21 protein-coding genes are annotated in these 19,563 nt (G+C 61.8%); 14 read left to right on the forward strand and 7 right to left on the reverse strand.

Going from position 1 to position 19,563, the window contains the following annotated elements:
• Positions 1–35: 35 nt before the first annotated feature.
• From I6E81_RS12810 to I6E81_RS12830, 5 genes are all read right to left on the reverse strand, one after another.
• Complete coding sequence (locus tag I6E81_RS12810; protein ID WP_197108391.1) at positions 36–908, reverse strand: metal ABC transporter permease; 873 nt, start codon at positions 906–908, stop codon at positions 36–38.
• A complete protein-coding gene (locus I6E81_RS12815; protein WP_197108393.1) occupies positions 905–1,645 on the reverse strand; it encodes a metal ABC transporter ATP-binding protein in 741 nt (246 codons plus the stop codon). Before I6E81_RS12815 ends, I6E81_RS12810 begins: the two co-directional genes overlap by 4 nt.
• Entirely contained in the window at positions 1,642–2,604 is a 963-nt protein-coding gene (locus I6E81_RS12820) for a metal ABC transporter substrate-binding protein (protein WP_197108395.1), read from the reverse strand. The genes I6E81_RS12815 and I6E81_RS12820 overlap by 4 nt, the downstream gene beginning before the upstream one ends.
• Before the next feature lie 141 nt (positions 2,605–2,745).
• A complete protein-coding gene (locus I6E81_RS12825; RefSeq protein ID WP_197108397.1) occupies positions 2,746–3,504 on the reverse strand; it encodes a hypothetical protein in 759 nt (252 codons plus the stop codon).
• A gap of 114 nt (positions 3,505–3,618) precedes the next feature.
• Complete coding sequence (locus I6E81_RS12830) at positions 3,619–4,068, reverse strand: hypothetical protein (RefSeq protein ID WP_197108399.1); 450 nt, start codon at positions 4,066–4,068, stop codon at positions 3,619–3,621.
• 474 nt (positions 4,069–4,542) lie between these two features.
• Between I6E81_RS12830 and I6E81_RS12835 the strand changes: the two genes are divergently transcribed.
• The 3 genes from I6E81_RS12835 (at position 4,543) to I6E81_RS12845 (ending at position 6,938) form a co-directional block, all read left to right on the forward strand.
• Positions 4,543–5,091 (forward strand): hypothetical protein, encoded by a 549-nt coding sequence (locus I6E81_RS12835; protein WP_197108401.1) that lies wholly within the window; start codon positions 4,543–4,545, stop codon positions 5,089–5,091.
• A gap of 213 nt (positions 5,092–5,304) precedes the next feature.
• A complete protein-coding gene (locus tag I6E81_RS12840; protein ID WP_197108403.1) occupies positions 5,305–5,454 on the forward strand; it encodes a hypothetical protein in 150 nt (49 codons plus the stop codon).
• Between the two features lie 107 nt (positions 5,455–5,561).
• A complete protein-coding gene (locus tag I6E81_RS12845) occupies positions 5,562–6,938 on the forward strand; it encodes an NAD(P)/FAD-dependent oxidoreductase (protein ID WP_197108404.1) in 1,377 nt (458 codons plus the stop codon).
• Here the strand turns inward: I6E81_RS12845 and I6E81_RS12850 are convergent.
• Positions 6,904–7,980 carry a LacI family DNA-binding transcriptional regulator gene (locus tag I6E81_RS12850; protein ID WP_197108406.1) on the reverse strand — a complete coding sequence of 359 codons (1,077 nt, stop codon included), beginning with the start codon at positions 7,978–7,980 and terminating at the stop codon, positions 6,904–6,906. The two genes, I6E81_RS12845 and I6E81_RS12850, sit on opposite strands and share 35 nt — an antisense overlap.
• A 133-nt stretch (positions 7,981–8,113) precedes the next feature.
• Between I6E81_RS12850 and I6E81_RS12855 the strand changes: the two genes are divergently transcribed.
• From I6E81_RS12855 to I6E81_RS12890, 8 genes are all read left to right on the forward strand, one after another.
• Positions 8,114–9,748 (forward strand): ABC transporter substrate-binding protein, encoded by a 1,635-nt coding sequence (locus I6E81_RS12855; protein ID WP_197108408.1) that lies wholly within the window; start codon positions 8,114–8,116, stop codon positions 9,746–9,748.
• Between the two features lie 73 nt (positions 9,749–9,821).
• Positions 9,822–10,763 (forward strand): ABC transporter permease, encoded by a 942-nt coding sequence (locus I6E81_RS12860; protein WP_197108410.1) that lies wholly within the window; start codon positions 9,822–9,824, stop codon positions 10,761–10,763.
• Entirely contained in the window at positions 10,760–11,587 is an 828-nt protein-coding gene (locus I6E81_RS12865) for an ABC transporter permease (protein ID WP_197108412.1), read from the forward strand. Before I6E81_RS12860 ends, I6E81_RS12865 begins: the two co-directional genes overlap by 4 nt.
• Complete coding sequence (locus I6E81_RS12870; RefSeq protein WP_197108414.1) at positions 11,587–12,384, forward strand: ABC transporter ATP-binding protein; 798 nt, start codon at positions 11,587–11,589, stop codon at positions 12,382–12,384. Before I6E81_RS12865 ends, I6E81_RS12870 begins: the two co-directional genes overlap by 1 nt.
• Positions 12,381–13,208 (forward strand): ABC transporter ATP-binding protein, encoded by an 828-nt coding sequence (locus I6E81_RS12875; protein WP_197108417.1) that lies wholly within the window; start codon positions 12,381–12,383, stop codon positions 13,206–13,208. Before I6E81_RS12870 ends, I6E81_RS12875 begins: the two co-directional genes overlap by 4 nt.
• Positions 13,205–14,275: a C45 family peptidase gene (locus I6E81_RS12880; protein WP_197108419.1), complete on the forward strand. Its 1,071-nt coding sequence runs from the start codon at positions 13,205–13,207 to the stop codon at positions 14,273–14,275. Before I6E81_RS12875 ends, I6E81_RS12880 begins: the two co-directional genes overlap by 4 nt.
• 167 nt (positions 14,276–14,442) lie before the next feature.
• Entirely contained in the window at positions 14,443–16,026 is a 1,584-nt protein-coding gene (locus tag I6E81_RS12885) for a sodium-dependent transporter (protein WP_197108421.1), read from the forward strand.
• Positions 16,023–16,166, forward strand: a complete 144-nt coding sequence (locus tag I6E81_RS12890) for a MetS family NSS transporter small subunit (protein WP_197108430.1) — start codon at positions 16,023–16,025, stop codon at positions 16,164–16,166. The genes I6E81_RS12885 and I6E81_RS12890 overlap by 4 nt, the downstream gene beginning before the upstream one ends.
• On the opposite strand, the gene I6E81_RS12895 is transcribed toward I6E81_RS12890, so the two are convergent.
• Positions 16,163–17,029: a fumarylacetoacetate hydrolase family protein gene (locus I6E81_RS12895; RefSeq protein WP_197108432.1), complete on the reverse strand. Its 867-nt coding sequence runs from the start codon at positions 17,027–17,029 to the stop codon at positions 16,163–16,165. The genes I6E81_RS12890 and I6E81_RS12895 overlap by 4 nt on opposite strands.
• A 156-nt stretch (positions 17,030–17,185) precedes the next feature.
• On the opposite strand from I6E81_RS12895, the gene I6E81_RS12900 reads away from it, so the two are divergent.
• From I6E81_RS12900 to I6E81_RS12910, 3 genes are read left to right on the forward strand one after another with little or no spacing between them, the layout of a single operon-like run.
• Positions 17,186–18,412, forward strand: a complete 1,227-nt coding sequence (locus I6E81_RS12900; protein ID WP_197108611.1) for a DUF3500 domain-containing protein — start codon at positions 17,186–17,188, stop codon at positions 18,410–18,412.
• Positions 18,405–18,791 (forward strand): nuclear transport factor 2 family protein, encoded by a 387-nt coding sequence (locus I6E81_RS12905; protein ID WP_197108434.1) that lies wholly within the window; start codon positions 18,405–18,407, stop codon positions 18,789–18,791. Before I6E81_RS12900 ends, I6E81_RS12905 begins: the two co-directional genes overlap by 8 nt.
• A complete protein-coding gene (locus tag I6E81_RS12910) occupies positions 18,776–19,549 on the forward strand; it encodes an IclR family transcriptional regulator (RefSeq protein ID WP_197108436.1) in 774 nt (257 codons plus the stop codon). Before I6E81_RS12905 ends, I6E81_RS12910 begins: the two co-directional genes overlap by 16 nt.
• Positions 19,550–19,563 lie beyond the last annotated feature (14 nt).

A 19,563-nucleotide genomic window follows, 5' to 3' on the forward strand; every position in this document is an offset into this window, starting at 1 on the left:
CGCGCGGGTTCGGTGCGCTGGCGGTGTCTTCCGAGCTACTGGGCGGCGAGCATCCGCTGCCGCTTCATCGCACCGAGTCGCTTGCCGATCACGCCCTGCGTGGGGCTGAACAGGTAAACGAGCGCGAAGATGCAGCCTTCGACGAGCACAATCATGCCGCCGGATGCCGTGTCTAAGTAGTAGCTGAGGTAGAGCCCGGTGACTGCCGCGAGCGCCGACATCACTGGGGCGATCACGAGCATGCGCGAGAAGCGATCGGTGAGCAGGTACGCGGTGGCGCCGGGGATGATGAGCAGTGCCACGACGAGAACGACGCCGACAGCCTGAAGCGCGACGACAGCGGTAAGGGCGAGGAGCCCGAGAAGCGCAGCGCCGAGCACCTTGGGGTTAAGGCCGATCGCGTGGGCGTGGGTGGCGTCGAAGGCGTAGAGGGTGAAGTCGCGGCGCTTCACGAGCAGGATCGTGAGTGTGATCGCGCCGAGGATGAGCACTTGGGTGAGGTCGGCCCAGGAGACTCCGAGGAGGTTGCCGAAGATAATGTGGTTGAGGTCGGTCTGCGACGGGGTCACCGAGATGAGCACGATTCCCAGGGCGAACAGTGTCGTGAAGACAATGCCGATCGCGGCATCCTCTTTGATGCGGCTCGTGTTTCTCACGATGCCGATGAGGGCGACGGCAAGGAAACCAAAGATGACCGCACCAAGGGCAAAGGGGGCGCCGACGACGTAGGCGAGCACCACACCCGGGAGCACGGCGTGCGAAACAGCATCACCCATGAGCGACCAGCCGATGAGGACGAGCCAGCACGACAGCACCGCGCACACGATCGCGGCGGTCACGCTCGTGGCGAGCGCCCGCACCATGAAGTCATAGCTCAGGGGTTCGAGAAGGAAATCGAGGGGGTTCATTCTGCGTCTCCCGCCGTGACATCGAGACCAAAGGCCCGTGCAAGATTCTCGGGCTTCAGCACCTCAGCCGGAGTGGATTGCAGCAGCACCGTGCGCATCAGCAAGATTGCTTCGTCGGCGAGTTTCGGCAGCGCATTGAGGTCGTGGGTCGAAACGAGAACCGTGGCACCCTCGGCGGCGAGCTCGCGCAAGAGTGTCGTGATCGTTCCCTCGGAGCGCTTGTCGACGCCGGCAAAGGGCTCGTCGAGAAGCAGGATCGTCGCGCCCTGAGCGATTCCGCGGGCCACAAACGCGCGCTTCTTCTGGCCGCCCGAGAGTTGGCCAATTTGGCGGTCGGCGAGATCAGTCAGCTCAACGCGCTCGAGAGCCTCGGCGACGGCGGCCTTGTCGGCGGCCTTGGGGCGACGCGAGAAACCCATGTGGCCATAGCGGCCCATCATCACCACATCGCGCACCGAGAGCGGGAACGCCCAGTCCACGTCTTCGCTCTGCGGAACGTAGCCGACGGCTCCGGCCTTGCGAGCGAGTGCAGGCTGCCGACCGGCCAACGTGACTGTTCCGTGGTCGGGGCGCAGCATCCCGGTAATCGTCTTGAAGAGCGTGGACTTGCCCGAGCCGTTCATTCCGATAAGGCCATAAATGCGGCCGGGCGAGAGGCTGAGGCTCACGTTGTCGAGCGCGAGCACGTCGCCGTAGTGAACGGTGACGTTACGCACGTCGATGGCGGGCACACTCATTCCGTGGCCCCGGTCAATCCAGCGATGATGGTTTCGGCGTCGTGGCGCAGCAACTCGAGGTAGGTCGGCACCGGGCCACCTTCTTCCGACAGCGAGTCGACGTAGAGGGTTCCACCGAAGGTCGTGTCAGTGGCCTCGACCACTTGCTGCATCGCGCGATCGGAGACTGTGGATTCGCAGAACACGGCGGGCACGTCGTTGTCTCGCACGAACTCGATCACCGACGCGATCTGGCGCGGCGTCGACTGCTGCTCGGCATTGACCGCCCACAGGTAATGCTCGCTCAGCCCAGCGTCGCGTGCCAGGTACGAGAATGCTCCTTCACACGAGACGAGAGCGCGCTGTGACGTCGGCAACTCGGCAAGTTCGGCCGTGAGCTCGTCGTTCACAAGCTGCAGCTCGGCCTTGTACGCTTCGGCATTGGCGGCGTAGTCGGCAGCGTTTTCGGGGTCTAGTTCAGCGAACGCAGCCTCCATATTGTCGACGTAAATCTGTGCGTTGAGGGGGCTCATCCACGCGTGCGGATTGGGCAGCCCTTCATAGGCATCCTCCGCAATGTTGATGGTGTCGACGCCGTCAGAGACCACCACGTGCGGCACGTCGAGACCGTCGACGAACTGCGCGAACCAGGCTTCAAGGTTGAGCCCGTTGTCGAGAATCAGGTCGGCTTCGGCCGCCTTGGCAATGTCGCCGGGCGTGGGCTCGTAGCCGTGGATCTCGGCCCCCACCTTGGTGATGGATTCCACCCGCAGGTTGTCGCCGGCCACGTTCTCGGCGATATCGGCGAGCACCGTAAAGGTCGTGAGCACGACAGGGCGGTCGTCGTTCGGGTCAGTCGTGGCGCCCGCATCCGACACCGCAGTGCAGCCAGCGAGACCGAGCAGAAGGGCGGATGCTGCAGCCGCGATCATCGTCGTGCGTGCGGTGTGCGTGCGACCTGTTGCTGCTCTCATTCCCATGTTCTGATCCTATGTTGGGAGAGCCTCTTTAAGAAACTACGTCTAGACGTAGTTTCTAGAAAATTCGCCGGATAGCAAGAGTCGCGGTTCTTTCGTGCCTCAGGATTGGCGCACTGTCGACCTCGCCATTCGACGTCGCAATCAGCGCAGCTCGGTGTCGAACGAAGCACGCAGCGCTGGCTGTTCGACAACCAATGCGAGTGACCGCTGGGCTTCCTGGACTATCACCGGATTGGCGTTTCCCGCGACGATTCGCTCGAGGATGAGCGTGGCATTGGGATGATTGAAACTCTCCAGCGCACGCACAATCTTCCACTGCATGAGCTCGTCATCGGGGCTGCCCCGAAGCTTCTCGGTGAGTGCGTTCAGCGCTGCCAGCCGATCCGGCGTTGTCACCACTGAGTAGAAACACAGGAAGCCAACGGCATCAATCGCCTCAACTGCCTGCGTCCGTGATCCGTCGACAACGGCCGCGATCAACGACGGCAACACCACCGGTTCCATCCGGGCGAGAACTCGCGCCACGATGTCTCGCGGAAGCGGGTAACTAGTCTTCTTGAACGCTTCGACAGCGGGCTGGGTGTGCTGATTCCGCCCGATAGCACCGAGCAGCGGAATGAGCAGCTGGGCGGTTTCTTGGCCGCCCGCTTGGAGCGCTTCGCACAGTTCGAGCTTGGTATAGAGCTTGGTCTCTCGTGTGAGTCGCTCCACAAAAAGCTGATCCAACGCAACATCCGGTCCCGCAGGACGGGAAAGCAACCGCACTGCGGCTGATCGCTCGACAGCGTCAGTGGAATCCAACTGTCGCGTCAGTTCGGCCGCCGACAGATGGCGGGACGCATCGAGGTCTTCGTCGCGCAAGAATCCACGACCGCGCAACTGACTCACTGAGCTCTTCATGTGATCGCCACTTTATCGCGAGCGGGTCAGCCGAATGCGGTGGCGCACTACTACTGTGACCTCACGCCTGGCATCGGCATCGGCATCGGCATCGCGAGGGCGACTCGCCTGTGGCTACTGGTAAAAGCTCAAAGGTGCGCCGACTGCATCGCATTCGACAGCGAGCGCCGTCGTCGCTTCTCCCAACGCTGACGCGTCCCCTACGGCCGGTTCGGCACCGTCGGCGCCTAGCTCCGTGATTGCCGAACGTAGGTCGTCGACTTGGCTGCTCAAAAGCGCGTCCTTGTGCAAGATTCCAAGGATCGGGAAGCCGTCGGCAATAGTGGCAATCATGTAATCGAACGATTCCCTATTCAACTCGCCGGCCTCATACCCCGAGACCACGCCGTTCACCGTCATGAGTTCGATCGAGAGCGAATGGCACAGCCCAACGTTGCCCTCCTCCAACGAAGTCGCGGCTGCGCTTGACGAAGGTTCGGCGGGCGGCGGCGGCTCGACTTCGGTGCATGCAGAAACAGAGATCAGCATTCCGACACATACGGCCGCGGACAGAAGATGTCTCATAAGGCTCCTTAGTTAGTTGCGGTCCCCACGTACCGTTCGAGTAGGCGCACAGGCGCCAGGTTTTCTCAAGCACCGGTTTGCCGAGCCGAGACGTACTGAAATCAATAATGTCTCATATTTTGCCGGCCTGTCTATCTTCCCGGCATTAGCTCGCGAGTCGAAACAGAGAGGGCGACGGACACCAACTCGGGCGGCCCCGGCCATACACCTGCGCTATTGCCCGAAGAGCAAGACAAGCGGTAGCCTCGCCCTAAGCGAAGAATATTCGGATTTTGAAAGTGAGAGCTCACTTGTGTTGGCCTGCTGACGGCGCGATCACTGACGATCAGGTTTCCCCTGTCGCAACTTCGGGGCAGAGCGAACTAAGCGTTTTCGGCGCGTATCGGAACGCCACTTACGTCTGGACACCCGATGCATCCATCCCCGCTTTCGAAGAAAAAACGGGTTCGCATTCAGACGTACTGGAGGCAGAACTTGCGCTTCACTAAGGCAGCCGCTTACCTAGCGGCATTCGGTTTGACCATCTCGACGCTGGCTGGGTGCAGCGACGTCACTTCCATCAATGACATGCCGGCCCAAGCGGATGACGCAGCTTTCAGCCGCACCGCCTTTATTTTCGAAGATGCTCGCAATTGCATTCAACTCCGTGCTGAAGAGTCTGCTCCGGTGACTGACCCGGAAGTATTTGCGGAAAGCATCGACGGCTGTGTGAGCCTGAATATCTACGGGTGGACAGATGACGAGATCGTGTCCGGGTTCAGAAGCGGTGACGCTAGTTGGCTCACGTCGAGCTCCATCGCCGAGGACCGCATAAAGGTGGCTGTGTTCACGACCAGTTTTGGACGAGCCGACTCCGGGCTGTCCGCCCAAACCCGCGTGTACAGCTTGTGCTGGTCTCTGAACTTCGACGCCCAAACGGGTAGCGACTTTGTAGTGTCGGATGAGACATGCAACCCCGCCATATTTCTTGCGCTTCCCCAGTACACCCTGACTAACGTCGCAGAGTTAGAAGCGGGACGTTAGGCGCTTCTGCACGGTTGAGTCAGAAGAAGTGCGATACACCTGACTTCGGCATCGGCATCGGCGTCTCGTGGTGAGTGGCCGAAGCGTGTGTGATGACATCAGCGCATTCGGCGCTCCGCTCGTGACACCGTTCGCACTCCAGGATGCGGAGGCGAGCATTGCAGTCGAACTGCGTTGCTGAATATAGTTGAGCTAACCGAGAAGGGTCCAACGATGTTTAAACGCTTTCTCAATGTGATGGGTCGGGTCGCTAAACGCCTGGCATTCGTGTTTACCCAGTTAGGCGGAGCGGCCAACGGTGGCCGAAGCGCGGATCCCAGCGCTCGCTCACTCTACGAAGACCGCGACGACTACCGACCGTAATAGGTTCCGCTTACGGGCGGTCGCGGTCGCGAACCGTCCACGTGGGGTACACCCTAAATAAACGTCAGGGTGAGCCGCACCCGGCACCGCGTTGCTACTGTGACCTCATGACCGACATCGCTAGCGCGCCTACCGCCGACCTGACTGCGACACCCTTCGACACGATCGTTGTCGGCGCCGGAGTCTCCGGGCTCACGGCGGCACGCTTTCTTGCCCAGTCCGGCCAGCGCGTGCTCGTGCTCGAAGCCCGCGACCGCACGGGTGGTCGCACCTTCACCGAGCGCTCCGGCGACGTCGCCACCGACCGCGGAGCATCCTGGATCCACGGCGTCGACGACAACCCCCTCACCGATATCGTCAACGCCTTCGGCATGCGCACGGTCGAGTTCACGGTTGGCAGCTACCAGCCCACCGGCCGCCCCATCGCCTATTACAGCCCCACCGGCGAGCGCCTCAGCGACGACGCTGTCGCCCAGTTCGCGGATGACGTACGCACGTTCGACGCGCACCTTGCGACGGCGGTGCAGGCTTCCACTCTCGGCACAAGCTATGAGCAGGCGATGGGCGTCGCGCTTTCCACGCTCGGCTGGAACCCCGATCGGGCAGAGCGCGTGCGCGAGTTCGTGCTGCACCGCTCCGAGGAGCAGTACGGCGTGCACGCCGGGCTGCTCGATGCGCACGGTCTCGACGATGACACGGTCGAGGGCGACGAGGTGGTGTTCCCCGACGGCTATGACGAGCTGGCAACGAATCTCGCACAGGGACTCGACGTTCGCCTCGAGCATGTGGTCACCGGCATCCGTTGGTCAAAGCAGGGCGCAACGGTCGCCACCGCGCAGGGCGATTTCACCGCGGATCGCGTGGTCGTAACGGTGCCGATTGGGGTGCTCAAGAGCGGCGATCTCGCGTTCGAGCCGGCGCTGCCCGAATGGCTCACCCACGCCATTGACGGCTTCGAGATGAACAACTTCGAGAAGGTCTTTCTGCGCTTCCCCACTCGCTTCTGGGATGAGAGCGTCTACGCGATTCGCCAGCAGGGCGAGGCGGGCAAGTGGTGGCATTCCTGGTACGACCTCACCGATCTGCACGGCGTTCCCGCCCTGCTCACGTTCGCTGCCGGCCCCAGCGCCATCGAAGCGCGCGACTGGAGCGACGAACAGATCAGCTCGTCCGTTCTCGATGCTCTGCGCGGGCTCTACGGCGAGCGCGTCGAGCACCCCGACGAAGTGCTCGTGACGCGCTGGCAAGACGACCCCTACTCGTACGGGTCGTACGCCTACATGCGCCCGGGGTCCACGCCCGACGACCACGACCTGATGGCCACACCGGTCGAGAACGTGCTGCACTTTGCGGGCGAAGCGACGTGGACGGATGATCCAGCCACCGTCACCGCGGCGCTACGCTCCGGTCATCGTGCGGCCGAGAACATCCTCGGGCACGAGCTGTCATTCAGCCGATTGAGCGAGTCGATGCACGGTCTCTGATCCGGTAGTCCACCTCCGGAGGAACCGGGTCGCCACCGCCGTCGCTGTCAGGGTCGGCGCCCGGATCGGCATCGGGCACGCCATCGAGCAATTCGACCAAGAACGTGACCGCAGCCTTCGCCGTTGCCTCGGGCGCCAAATCGATCGAAGTTATGGGCGGAGCGCTGTTTCTGGTTTGCTCCGAGTCAGACCCTGAGGCAATCATGATGTCGTCGGGAACCAGATAGCCGGCCGCTTGCAGCCCAGCTTGCATGCCCGCAGCGTGCCGCCCGGTCAGGCAATAGATGGCATCCGGAAGCGGCTCGCCTGAGGCCAGCAGCTGTTCAGCCAGTGCGCGACCACCCGCCTCACCCAAGCCCTCATCTTGGTGGAACACGAGCGGGGTTTGCCCGCATTCTGCAGCCCACGCCCGGTACGTCAACTCGCTATCGGCGTTCCACGAGTTGTTGTCCTCGCCAGTAACAATCGCGATGCGCATGGCACCGCGTTCGAGAAAGTGCTGGATAACAGCATCCGTGTTGGTGTGAGTGCCTGCGCCGAGCCAGGCGCTGAATTCCGGTCGCTCAATATCACGCCCGACCGCGACGACCGCGATTCCGTTTCGAGTGAGCAATTCGATAACCGGATCGCTGGCCACCGGGTCAGAAATGATGAAACCATCGGCGGCCAGAGCGATGCCGGGGGCATTACCAACGGTGGGGTCCCGCATTAACGCAAGCCCGTAACCGCGATCCAATGCTTCGACTGCGGCGGCTCCCGCAAACCGCAAAAAGTAGTCAACACCCTCCGGCTGGTAGGAGCCCAGAGTGTCGAGCGGGCGGATGACGAGTCCCAGGATTCCGAGGCGACGGCTGCGGAGTCCGCGAGCGATCGCATCGGGGCTATATCCCAGATCAGCGGCCGTTTCGACGACTCGTTGCCTAGTGGCATCCGCAATGACTCCCTTGCCATTGAGGGCGTGAGAAACGGTGGTGATCGAGACCCCGGCCCGCTTGGCGACGTCGTGAATTGTCGCTCGTCTGCGTGGCTGGTTATTGGTCACTCTGGCAGGCTACCTGAGTTTCCGGCATGTAAAACGTTTTGGGTATTTTTCCCCCAAAACGTTTTGGTCAACTAGGTTTTCACACACATCAAGCGTCTTAGCGTTCAGGTTCGATCTACCTAGGAGCAATTCAATGAAGAAAAAAGCAATAGCGATCGGCAGCATTCTTGCCCTCGCACTGACCGGGTGCGCAGCAGGCACCAGCAGCGACACCTCATCCAGCGTTGACAACAACGACCTCCTCACCCTCACTCCTGCCGCCACCGGCGAGCTCGATTTGGTGACGTGGAACCTTCCCTTCGGCGAGCCAGCATCGCTCGACCCGATCAAGTCGTTCAACTACGCCGAGAACACCGTTGTGGCCAACCTGTGTGAAGGACTCATGCAGTTGCAGCCCGACTTCACGATCGAACCCGGGTTGGCCGAAAAGGTCGAAACCCCCGACGATCTCACCTACATCTACACAATTCGCGAGGGCGTCGAATTCTGGGATGGCCAGGAAATGACCGCCGATGACGTCGTGTACAGCCTCGGTCGTCACCTGGATGCTGACGAAGGAAGCTACTGGGCCGGCGGCCTCGTCGGCAACATCGCTTCGATCGAGAAGACCGCTGACTGGGAAGTTACCGTTTCGCTCTCGAAGCCTGATGCCGCCTTCAACTCCTACATGGTGACCCCCGTCGGCACGATCGTGGAGCAGGACTTCCGCGAAGCAGCTGGCGACACCTTCGGTAACCCGACCGGCAAGGTCATGTGCACCGGTCCCTTCTCCGTTGGAGACTGGGACCAGGGCCAGTCGATCTCGCTGATCAAGAACGACAACTACTGGAACAGTGACAAGCAGGCTCAGACGGCTCAGGTCGACATCAACTTCATCGTTGACGCCGCCGCTATCGCCACCGCACTCGACACGGGCGCGATCGACGGTTCGTACGACGTGCCGCTCGGTGCGCTCAAGTCGCTACAGAGCTCGACCGAGGGATCCCTTTACCTCGGCAACTCGTTGCAGATCGTCGGCATCATCGGCACCGGAAACGGCATCTTCGCCGACCCCGCCGTACGCCAGGCACTCATGATGGCGACCGACCGGGATGCCATTGCCGCGACAGTCTTTGAAGGCACGGCGAGCGCGTCACGCTCTCTCGTTCCCGACAACGGCTGGTCATACGGCGACGCTGAGTTCACTGCTGGCCGCGACGAACTCGCCCCGACAGAAATCGACATCGAAGGTGCCAAGGAAGTTCTGAAGGACGCCGAGGTCGACCTCACCGAGCCGATCAAGATCGTGTACCCGTCAGAGCGCACCTACTACGCCGACATCATCTCCGAGATCTCCAACGGCGCCCGCGCCATTGGCCTGACCGTTGAGCCGGCAGGTGTGCCCAGCGCCCAGTTTGGTGCATTCTTCTCTGACCCTGCAGCCCGCGAAGGACACGACGCGTTCGTGACCTACAACTACATGGACGTTCCTGACCCGCTCGCGTTCCTCCGCGCAATCGCCGGAACCGGTGGATCGCAGAACTACAACGACTACAGCAACTCCTCCATCGACGCGTTGCTGGACGAGGCCGCTGCAACCGCCGATGACAGCGAGCGCGCTGAACTCGTGAACGAAGCCCAAGTGCTCGTGATGGAGGATCTGACCTGGATCCCGATCGTCGACCCTGCCGTTCGACTGTTCATGAATGACCGCGTAACGGGTGCTCCCGCATCCTTCGTTTACCTGTACTACCCCTGGGCTGCCGACCTCGGCGCTTCGGGCGAATAGTTCACACGCCCGGGGGTCGCGTGGCTAACGCGCGCGGCCCCCGGGGTTCGGCTCCAATGAAAAGGCTCGTTCCGTGACCTTCATACTTCGACGACTGGCGGCGCTCATCGGCGTCCTCATCGCATCCAGCTTCCTGGTCTTTTCCGCTATGTATGCGGCGCCGGGAAGCCCAGAAAACTTTCTCGTTCAAGGACGAACGGTAAGCCCAGAAGTGCTCGAAGCCATTCGAGCGCAGTACTCCCTCGATGACCCGTTCCTAGTGCGATTCTGGAACTGGCTCACCAACGTGCTTCATGGCGACTTCGGTCGCTCGCTTGCCAACCAGCAGGATGTGGGCGATCTCTTGGCCGCCCGACTGCCCACCACACTGATGCTGGTCACACTGGCCGCCCTCATCATCATCGTGCTCGGCGTCGGCCTCGGTATTCTGGCCGGAACCCGCGGTGGCATCGTCGACAAGATCATCCTCCTCGGCTCCAACTTGGGCTTCGCCGTTCCCACCTTCTTCGCCGCCCTCATCCTCATGAGCATCTTCAGCGTTGGCCTCGGCTGGTTCCCTGTCTTCGGATCTGGAGACGGCTTCATCGACCGGGTGTGGCATCTCACCTTGCCCGCCTTCGCCCTCGCCCTCCCCTCGTCTGCCGTCGTGGCGCGCATCACTCGCACCTCTATTCGTGAGGAACGCGACTCCGAGCATTCGGTAATGGCTCGAGCTCGTGGAGTAGCCGAACGTCTCGTCATGAGACGCCACGTCATCCGCAACTCGATGCTTCCCGTGAGCACCATCGTCGGCGTTCACATCGCCGGGCTGATTGCCGGGTCATTCGTTGTCGAATACGCCTTCACCCTCGACGGAATCGGCACGCTGCTGGTTCACGCCGTGCAGCGAAAAGACTTCGCCGTCGTGCAAGCCATCGCCATCGTGCTGGTCGCTGCGTTCGGCATCATCAACCTTCTCGTTGACCTCTTCTACGCCTCCATCGACCCGCGAGTGAAAGTGGAGACGAACCGATGAAACAATTCGCTGAACGAATGGGCACACTAGGCCTCATTGCGTGTGGAGTTATCGCCGTAGTCGTCCTCGGTGCGCTCTTTGCCCCTCTCATTGCGCCCTACGACCCGACCATCGGATCTGTCACCCAGCGCTACCAGGGAATGTCTTTCGAGCACCTGTTCGGAACCGACCAGGCCGGCCGCGACATCTTCTCGCGCCTGCTCTGGGGAGCACGGTCAAGCCTCACCGGGCCACTCATCGTCGTCGCTGTCACTGCGGTGTTCGGAACCTTGATCGCTCTCACCGCCGTCTGGTGGGGCGGCATCGTTGACTCGTTCCTCAGCCGCGTACTCGACCTTCTCTTCGCTTTCCCCAACCTGTTGCTCGCCATGCTCGCTATCGCGGTCTTCGGTCCCAGCCTCACTACAGCAGCACTGGCGCTGTCGGTGGCCTACATTCCGTATTCCGCTCGCGTGGTTCGCAGTATGGCGATGCGGGAGCGCAACCTGCCCTACATCCGCTCTCCTGAATTGCAGGGCATCCCCGGAATTGTGATTACCGCGCGGCACCTACTGCCGAACGTCGCACCGCTCATCGTGACCGGCGCCACCATCAACTTCGGGTTCGCGATGATCGAGCTCGCGGCACTCTCGTTCCTTGGCCTCGGCGTGCAACCGCCGGCAGCCGACTGGGGACTCATGGTGTCGAGTGGACAGCAATCACTCTTGAACGGCTACCCCGCAGAAAGCGTTCTCGCGGGACTCAGCATCGTCATCACCGTGGCCGCCTTCGGTTACGTCGGAGAACGACTCGGTGGCCGTGCCGCCGCAGGGAGGAAAGCCTGATGCTTAACATTGACAACCTCTCGCTCACGATTGGCCCTGATCTGCAGATTCTGCGCGAAGTGTCGCTCGCTGTCGCTGCGGGCGAAGCAGTCGGCCTTGTTGGCGAATCGGGCAGTGGCAAGTCCATGACCCTACGCTCCATCTTGCACATCGAACCAGAGGGATCGCAGGTCACCGGCACGATCACGTTCGATGGCGTCGACGTTCGCAGTCTCAGCGGTGAAGCATTACGGCGGATGCGGGCCAACGACGTCTCGATGATCGCCCAGAACCCGCACGCAGTGCTCAACCCCGTGCTCCCTGTCGAGCGCTACCTCATTGAGGGAATGCATGACGCTCAAGGGCAGCCCACGAAAACCGCGAAGCTTCGCGCTGGCGAACTGCTCGAACAGGTCGGTATCGATGCCGTTGACCGCGTGCTGCGTTCCTACCCGCACCAGCTCTCCGGCGGAATGCTTCAGCGCGTTGTCATCGCGGGCGCCATTGCCGGACGGCCACGGTTGATGCTTGCCGATGAGCCAACCACCGCTCTGGATGTCACCACTCAAGCAGAAGTGATGGCCATCCTCGACGAGTGCCGCCACGAGCTCGGAATGGCCATGTTGTTTGTTACTCACGACCTCGATTTGGCCGCAGCAGTGTGTGACCGAATCGCTGTGATGAAAGATGGCGAAATAGTGGAAATCGGATTGCCAGTACAGCTTCGCGACAACCCTCAACATCCGTACACCCGAGCCCTGATGGAGTCGCGCCCGGCCGGACTCGCCTGGACCCCGGAAGGCGGACCGACCTCATGACTACCCCAGCTATCACCGTAGACGCACTCAACAAGACCTTCCACACCGGGCCAAAACAGCAGGTGAAGGCACTCGATAACGTCACGCTCAGCGTCGACAAGGGCTCGTGCTTGGCCGTCGTTGGCGAGTCCGGTTCAGGAAAAACCACGCTCGCACGCATCATAGTCGGGCTCGAAACACCAGACTCCGGAGCCGTGACGGTGAGCGGGAAGCCCGTCGCACCGCGTGCGAACCGACGCGAACTGCGACGCCGCGCCCGCGACATCCAGATGGTGTTCCAAGACCCGCAAAGCTCGCTCAATCGACGGCTGTCCGTGCGCGTCGCGGTAGACGAAGTGCTCAAAGCTCACTCAAACCTCAACCGAGCGCAGCGACAGGTGCGCTGCGCTGAGCTCTTCACTCTTGTCGGTCTCGAACCTCGGTTTCTCGACGCCCTCCCCAGCGAATTGTCGGGCGGCCAGAAGCAGCGGGTTGCTATCGCGCGTGCGCTGGCGGCAGACCCCGCGGTCATCGTGCTCGACGAATCCGTCGCCGCGCTCGATGTGACGGTTCAAGCCCAAATCCTTGAACTGCTCGCAAACCTGCGCACCTCTCACGGCCTCACCTACCTCTTCATCACGCACGACCTCTCTGTTGTGCAGATGATTGCCGATCAGGTTGTGGTGATGCGCCAGGGCCGCATCGTGGAGCGGGGAACGACCGCCGAAGTGCTCACCAACCCGCAGCATCCGTACACTCAACTTCTCCTCGCCTGCGCGCCCCGCCCCGGCTGGAAGCCCGAGCGAGGAATGATCCGCAAGCTTCGGGAAGAGATCGCATCATGAGCACCACCCCTCCCTTTATTCAGATCAATTCAGCGGATGCCTTCCACCGCGGTCTGAGCCGCGGCGTCGCGATTGCTGAGACTCTGAAGCGCGGCGTTGCCATCTATCTCGACCTCTTCGAGACATCCGGAATCAGCCTCGGCGATGTACAGAAGTATGCCGACAACGCCGTGCTCGTCACCGAACGCTGGAGCGCCGACCTCGCCGCCGAAATGCGCGGAGTAGCCGAAGGAAGCGACCTGCCGCTCTGGAAGATCGCCGCCGTGAACGCTCGCACCGAGATTCTCTCTCAAGCGATCGGCACCAAGCCGGGCGAATGCTCCACCATCGTCAACGCCCGCGAGAGCCCGGTCGGAGCCCAAACGTGGGACTGGCACGACGACCTCGCCGACTGCTGGCACCTGCACGAAGTCACCGGCACTCCCCGCACCTTTGTCGGCCTGACTGAGCACGGCATCCTCGGCAAAATCGGAATCAATGACGCCGGAGTGGGCATCATGCTCAACATCCTCGGCCACCAAGCAGACCGGCCAGACGGTGTGCCCGTGCACCTTGTTGCCGCCCGCGTTCTCGCCGAAGCGTCGACCCTGGCCGAAGCGGTCGAAATTCTGCGCACTGCACCCGTGAGCACCTCCAGCGCCATCACCGTCGTGAGCCCCGAAGGTGCGGTCACAGTCGAGCTGAACCCCGACGGCGCCGCCGTGCTCGAGCCAACCGATGGCGTGCTCATCCACACCAACCACTTTGTTGACCCCGAGCTGAGCAAGGGCGAAAAGCTGGGGCTCTACGATCCAGACACCCAAGCACGCTACGACGTTCTTACCGAACGAGCCGCCGCCGCACCGCTGCCGACCGCGGCGAGCGCCCTCATCCCCTACCTCTTCTCCGAACCGGGTGACGCCGCCCAACTCTGCTGCGTTCCCGCCATTGGCGCAGTGTTCGGTGACCGCTGGGCAACATTAGCCACCATTACTTTGGATGCCGCGGCACGAGCAATCACTGTCTCCCCCGGTTCCCCCAAAGACGCCACTGCCGAAACAACCATCCGATTGGTCGCTACACGCTGATCGCCGCACGCTGACCGCTGACCGCTGACCGCTTCGCACCGTCACATGTCGCAACTCTGTACCCCCAAGTGTTAACGTGAGAACACCCTCTTCGGGGGTAGCGGGCCGCAATTTCGGGGTGGCCCCAGCGACGGCCATTCGGGTGGCCACTACGCAGAGGAGCAACTGTGTCGGTGCAGCAACAATCGGGCGAACACGGATCCGTCGCCTCGCGACCACGTGAGCAGTGGTCGGGCCAGTGGGGTTTCATCCTGTCGGCCATCGGCTCCGCCGTGGGTCTCGGCAACATTTGGCGCTTCCCCGGTGTCGCCTACGAGAACGGTGGCGGGGCATTCCTGATTCCGTACCTGATCGCATTGGTCACGGCCGGCATCCCGATTCTCTTTCTTGACTATGCGATCGGGCACCGCTTTCGCGGATCATCGCCAACAGCGTTCCGTCGTCTCGGTGGCAAGGCAGGCAAGTGGCTAGAGTCGCTTGGCTGGTTCCAGGTCTGGATCTGCATCATCATCGCCGTCTACTACGCCGCCGTTGTTGCGTGGGCAGCCAGCTACTTCACCTTCAGCTTCGATCTGCGCTGGGGTGACGACACCGCCGGGTTCTTCGTCACCGAGTTCCTTCAAACTTCGGAACCCGGTTTTAGCGCGCAGTTTGTGCCCGCAGTTCTGATCCCTCTCGTGCTCGTGTGGGTAGCGGTTCTTGCCGTGCTCGGCTCCGGCATTGCCAAGGGAGTGCAGCGCGCCAACGTGATCTTCTTGCCGCTGCTCGTGGTGGCCTTCCTCATCCTCGTGGTTCGCGCTCTGTTCCTCGACGGCGCGATGACCGGGTTGGATGCTCTCTTCACTCCTGACTTCTCCGCTCTGAGCGACCCCGGCGTGTGGATCGCCGCCTACAGCCAGATCTTCTTCTCGCTGTCGATCGCGTTCGGCATAATGATCACCTACTCGTCCTACCGCAGCCGCAAAGCCAATGTCACGGCGCCCGCGCTCGTGGTTGCGTTCGCGAACTCCTCGTTCGAGATCATCGCCGGTATCGGCGTCTTTGCCACCCTCGGGTTTTTCGCGTTCCAGCAGGGGGTCGGTGTCGACGAGCTCGAAGGCATCACCGGTGTCGGGCTTTCGTTCATCACGTTCCCCGCGATCGTCTCGCAAATGCCCGGCGGACCACTCTTCGGGGCGTTGTTCTTCGGTTCGCTCGTGATGGCCGGATTCACCTCGTTGTTGTCAGTGCTTCAGGTCGTGTCATCCGCGTTCCAAGACAAGTTCGGGATCACCGCCCGCCAAGCGTCAGTGCGCGTCGGGGCCGCCCTGGCCGTTGTTTCGGTGCTGCTCTTCTCTACGACCACCGGACTCATCACGCTCGACACCGTTGACCAGTGGGCGAACAATATCGGTATCGTCGTCGCCGCGATTGCCTCGACGATCCTCGTGATCTGGGTGTTCCGTAAGGGCCCCGAGCTCGCAGCACACCTCAACGCCGTCTCGACCTTCAAGGTGGGGCGCCTGTGGCAACTGCTCGTCGGAGTTCTGGCGCCGGCCGTTCTGCTCTACATGCTCATCCAGCGAATCATCGTGCTCGTCACGGAAGGATACGAGGGCTACCCGCTCTGGTACCTCGCGATTGCAGGTTGGGGCACCATCGCGGTAATCCTGATCGGCGCCATCACCATGACCGCGCTGCGCTGGAAGCACGATCCGGATGATTTCACCCCGTGGCCCAGCGCCCAAGCATTGAAGGAGCTCAGCAAATGAGCGGCATCGCCATCACGTTCTTCATCGTCGCCGCCGTGCTCGTGTGGGGCGGCCTCATTGCGAGCATCATCTTCCTCGCGCGCAAACCCCAGCTCGACGTGTATCCCGAAGGCTCAGAACTGGTCAGCGACGACGACTAGCTTTCGCTGCGCAGTGAGTTCGACACGATCGGGTTGCTGATCGTTCCGATGCGTTCGATCTCGACCTCGACTACGTCGCCCGGCTGCAGCAACCAGGCGGGGGTGCGCGAGTAGCCGACGCCCGAGGGAGTACCGGTGCAGATGATGTCGCCGGGCTTCAGCGTGAAGCTATGGGAGACGAGCGAGAGAACTTCGCCCAGTTCATAGATCATGTTCTTGGTGTTGCCGTCTTGAACTTGCTCACCGTTCACCCGGGTTTGCACCCGTAAGCCGTCGCGCAAATCCCCCACTTCGTCGGCCGTGACGAGGGCGCCAAGAGGGCCGCTGTTGTCGCCATTCTTGCCCAAGATCCACTGCGAGGTGAGCTTCTGGGCCCGGCGTGAGGTGACGTCGTTGAACGCCGAATATCCCATCACTGCCGCGCGAGCTTTATCCGCATCCGCATCAATCAGAGGCACACCAATGTAGGCGGCGATTTCGCCCTCCCAGTCGATTCCTTCTTCATTAGACGGCACGGGAATGGGCGCACCGCTTACGGTGAGCGACGAAGTCCAGCGTGCGAAAAGCGTCGGGTACTCCGGCAAGCCTGCATCGGCATAGCTTCCCTCGAGTACGTGATCGAGGTAATTGAGCCCGATGCAAATGACACGGGCACCCGGCAACACGGGAGGCACCAACTGCAATTGGTCGAGCGGAACAACCGTTCCGCCCTCGGACGAGTAGCTTGCCAAGGCGGCGGCCGGTGAGGCCCAAAAAGTTTCTAGATCCGTGAGGATGCGGGCGGCCTCCACGCCATCCTTCATCGTCAATTCTGCGATGAACGTATCGCTCCCCGGGGAGAGTCGTGCTCCGACAAGCCTCATGCCGCGCCTTTCTAAGCGATGGATGCAGGCGTAGCGCTAAGCAACCCTGCTTGAGATCGATCCTGAGCCCACCAACGACCTCGGTCAACTGCCTGTCTCACTTCACGGGACACCTCCTACGGGAGCGCACAACTGCTGTGCTTCAATAGCGACGTGATGAGCGACGACGCTGGTTTCCGGCACTACCTATACCCATCCGACGATGAACGGATCGTGGGCCTCCGGGGCCTCGACGCGTACTCCTATCGGGAGGCCGCGAAGCACGACGCCTTCACGGGAGACCTGATTCGGGGGTGGCAGCCGCTCTACCCCGCAGAGTTCGTCGGCGTCACTTCTGATGGCACGATCATCCCCGACCTCTTCGAAGCAGCCCCCAACGGTGCGCCCGTCGCAGCGATGGTGAGCGCAGCAACGGCAGCGCTGGCGGCGCTCACTCCTGAGCAACGCGAGACGCTGCAGTACCCCGTGGATGCCGTGGAATGGCAATCATGGGCGAACCCCGAATTCATGCAGCACGACACCGGTCTGCGGCTCGAGTTTCTCAACGCCGACGCTCGCGAAGCGCTCCTCGCGCTCCTCGATGCCACGCTGAGCCCCCAGGGCGCCACGCTCGCTCGCACGCTCATGCACATCAACGGCCACTTGGGCGGGCTTACCGGCCTTGAGCCAATCATGAACGACCTCAGCTACAACGTTTCTCTCTACGGAACTCCTTCGCTCACCGAGCCGTGGGGGTGGCAGATTTTTGGACACCACCTCGCCCTGAATTGCGCGGTCGTCGCCGACCAACTCGTGATTTCGCCGATCTTCTTTGGCGCCGAACCCGACAAACTTCACGATGACGACGACCCTGCGCTGACCCCGCGCGTGACGAAAGCTCGCGCGCTGCTGGCTGCGCTGACTCCGGCTCAGAAGAACACCGCCGTGCTGTTTGAATCGATGGTGGATCCCGCCATGCCGGCGGGCCGCATCCATCCCGGCGATGAGCGCCACCTTGCCGGCGCGTTTCAAGACAACCGCGTGATTCCTTACGAGGGAGTCCGCGCGTCGGAGCTCGAAGCGGATGCGCGCGATCGACTCCGTGAGCTCGTGCACGAGTTCATCGATTACTTGCCCGAGGGCCCGGCTCGAGCCCGGCAACAGGAAATCGAAGCGCACTTCGACGACACCTGGATCTCGTGGATTGGCGGAACCGGCCCCGAGGATGTGTTTTACATCCGCGTACAGAGCCCCGTCGTCATCCTCGAACTCGATCACCACTGCGGTGTCTTCCTCAGCAACACCGAGCCTGCGGGGTTCCACATTCACACCATCGTGCGCACCCCCAATGGCAACGACTACGGCAGAGCACTGTTGCGACGGTACGAGGCGACTCATGACTGAGGATGCATATTCGGCAGCCCAGCAGCTCCTCTATCGCTACGGAGCGATCGCCGACGCCAAAGACATCCCCGCGGCGCTGGAGCTCTTTCGCCGCGCCACCGTCACGTTTCCTCAACGCACCGTAGCGGGTGACGATCAACTCACCGAGCTCTACTCCGAGCTGTGGGGCAAACCCAACAGCCACCGCCACATCATCACCAATGTTCGCCTTGTTGAGTCAGAACTGGGATACTCAGCCGTAGCTTTATATACCCGGTGGGAGTTCACTCCTGCCCCACTCTTGACGACGATGGGAGAGTACGAGATGTCATTCTCGCGCGACGGGCACACCTGGGGTATCGATTCCCTCATCGTCACTCGAACGTGGCCGGTGAGCTGATGTCCATCTTCGGCCGCGCCACAACGATCCTCAATATTGTCGCTGAGGGCCGCGGGCAGCTCTCTCTGACTGACCTTTCTCAGCGCAGCGGCCTGCCCCGCTCGAGCGTGCACCGCATCATTCAAGAACTCGAACGTGAATGCTTCGTCATTCGAGCGTCATCGGCCGGCGGCTACTCGCTTGGTCCCGGTGTCTTGAAGTTCGGGATGAACAGCCACTTGCAACTCGTCGCTGGCATGCGCCCCGTGCTCACCTCGCTCGCGCGGGCGGTGAACGAGAATGTCGAACTCGCTATCTTTAGCGGCCGAGAAGTCGTTGTCGTCGACCAGGTTGCCTCGACCGCGCGCCTTCACGCTGTCACTCAAGTGGGCAAAAGTTTTTCTTTGCACGGAAGCTGCATTGGCAAAGTGCTGCTGGCACAATTGCCCGACCAAAAAGTGCGTGAGGTACTGCCTGACGTACTCGTCGGACACACCAACAAGACCATTACTGACGTCGACAAGTTCATCGCCGAACTCGATGAGGTGCGCGCCAACAATCTGGCGTTCGACCACGAAGAACGCGACGTCGGCATCTCGGCGGTCGCCACGTGCATCCAAAACTCGGCTGGCGTCAATCAGGCTGTCGCCATCGTGGCCCCCACCGAACGGTTTGACGTCTTGCAGGCGCTCTTCGTGGAACGGCTCATGAAGTTGCAGGGAAGCATCGATACCCGAAACCTGCTGTTCGACTCTCGCAACATTCCCTCGGCAAGCTAGCTAGCTACCCCGCC

The organism is Salinibacterium sp. NG22, from assembly GCF_015864925.1.
Taxonomy (GTDB): Bacteria; Actinomycetota; Actinomycetes; order Actinomycetales; family Microbacteriaceae; genus Rhodoglobus.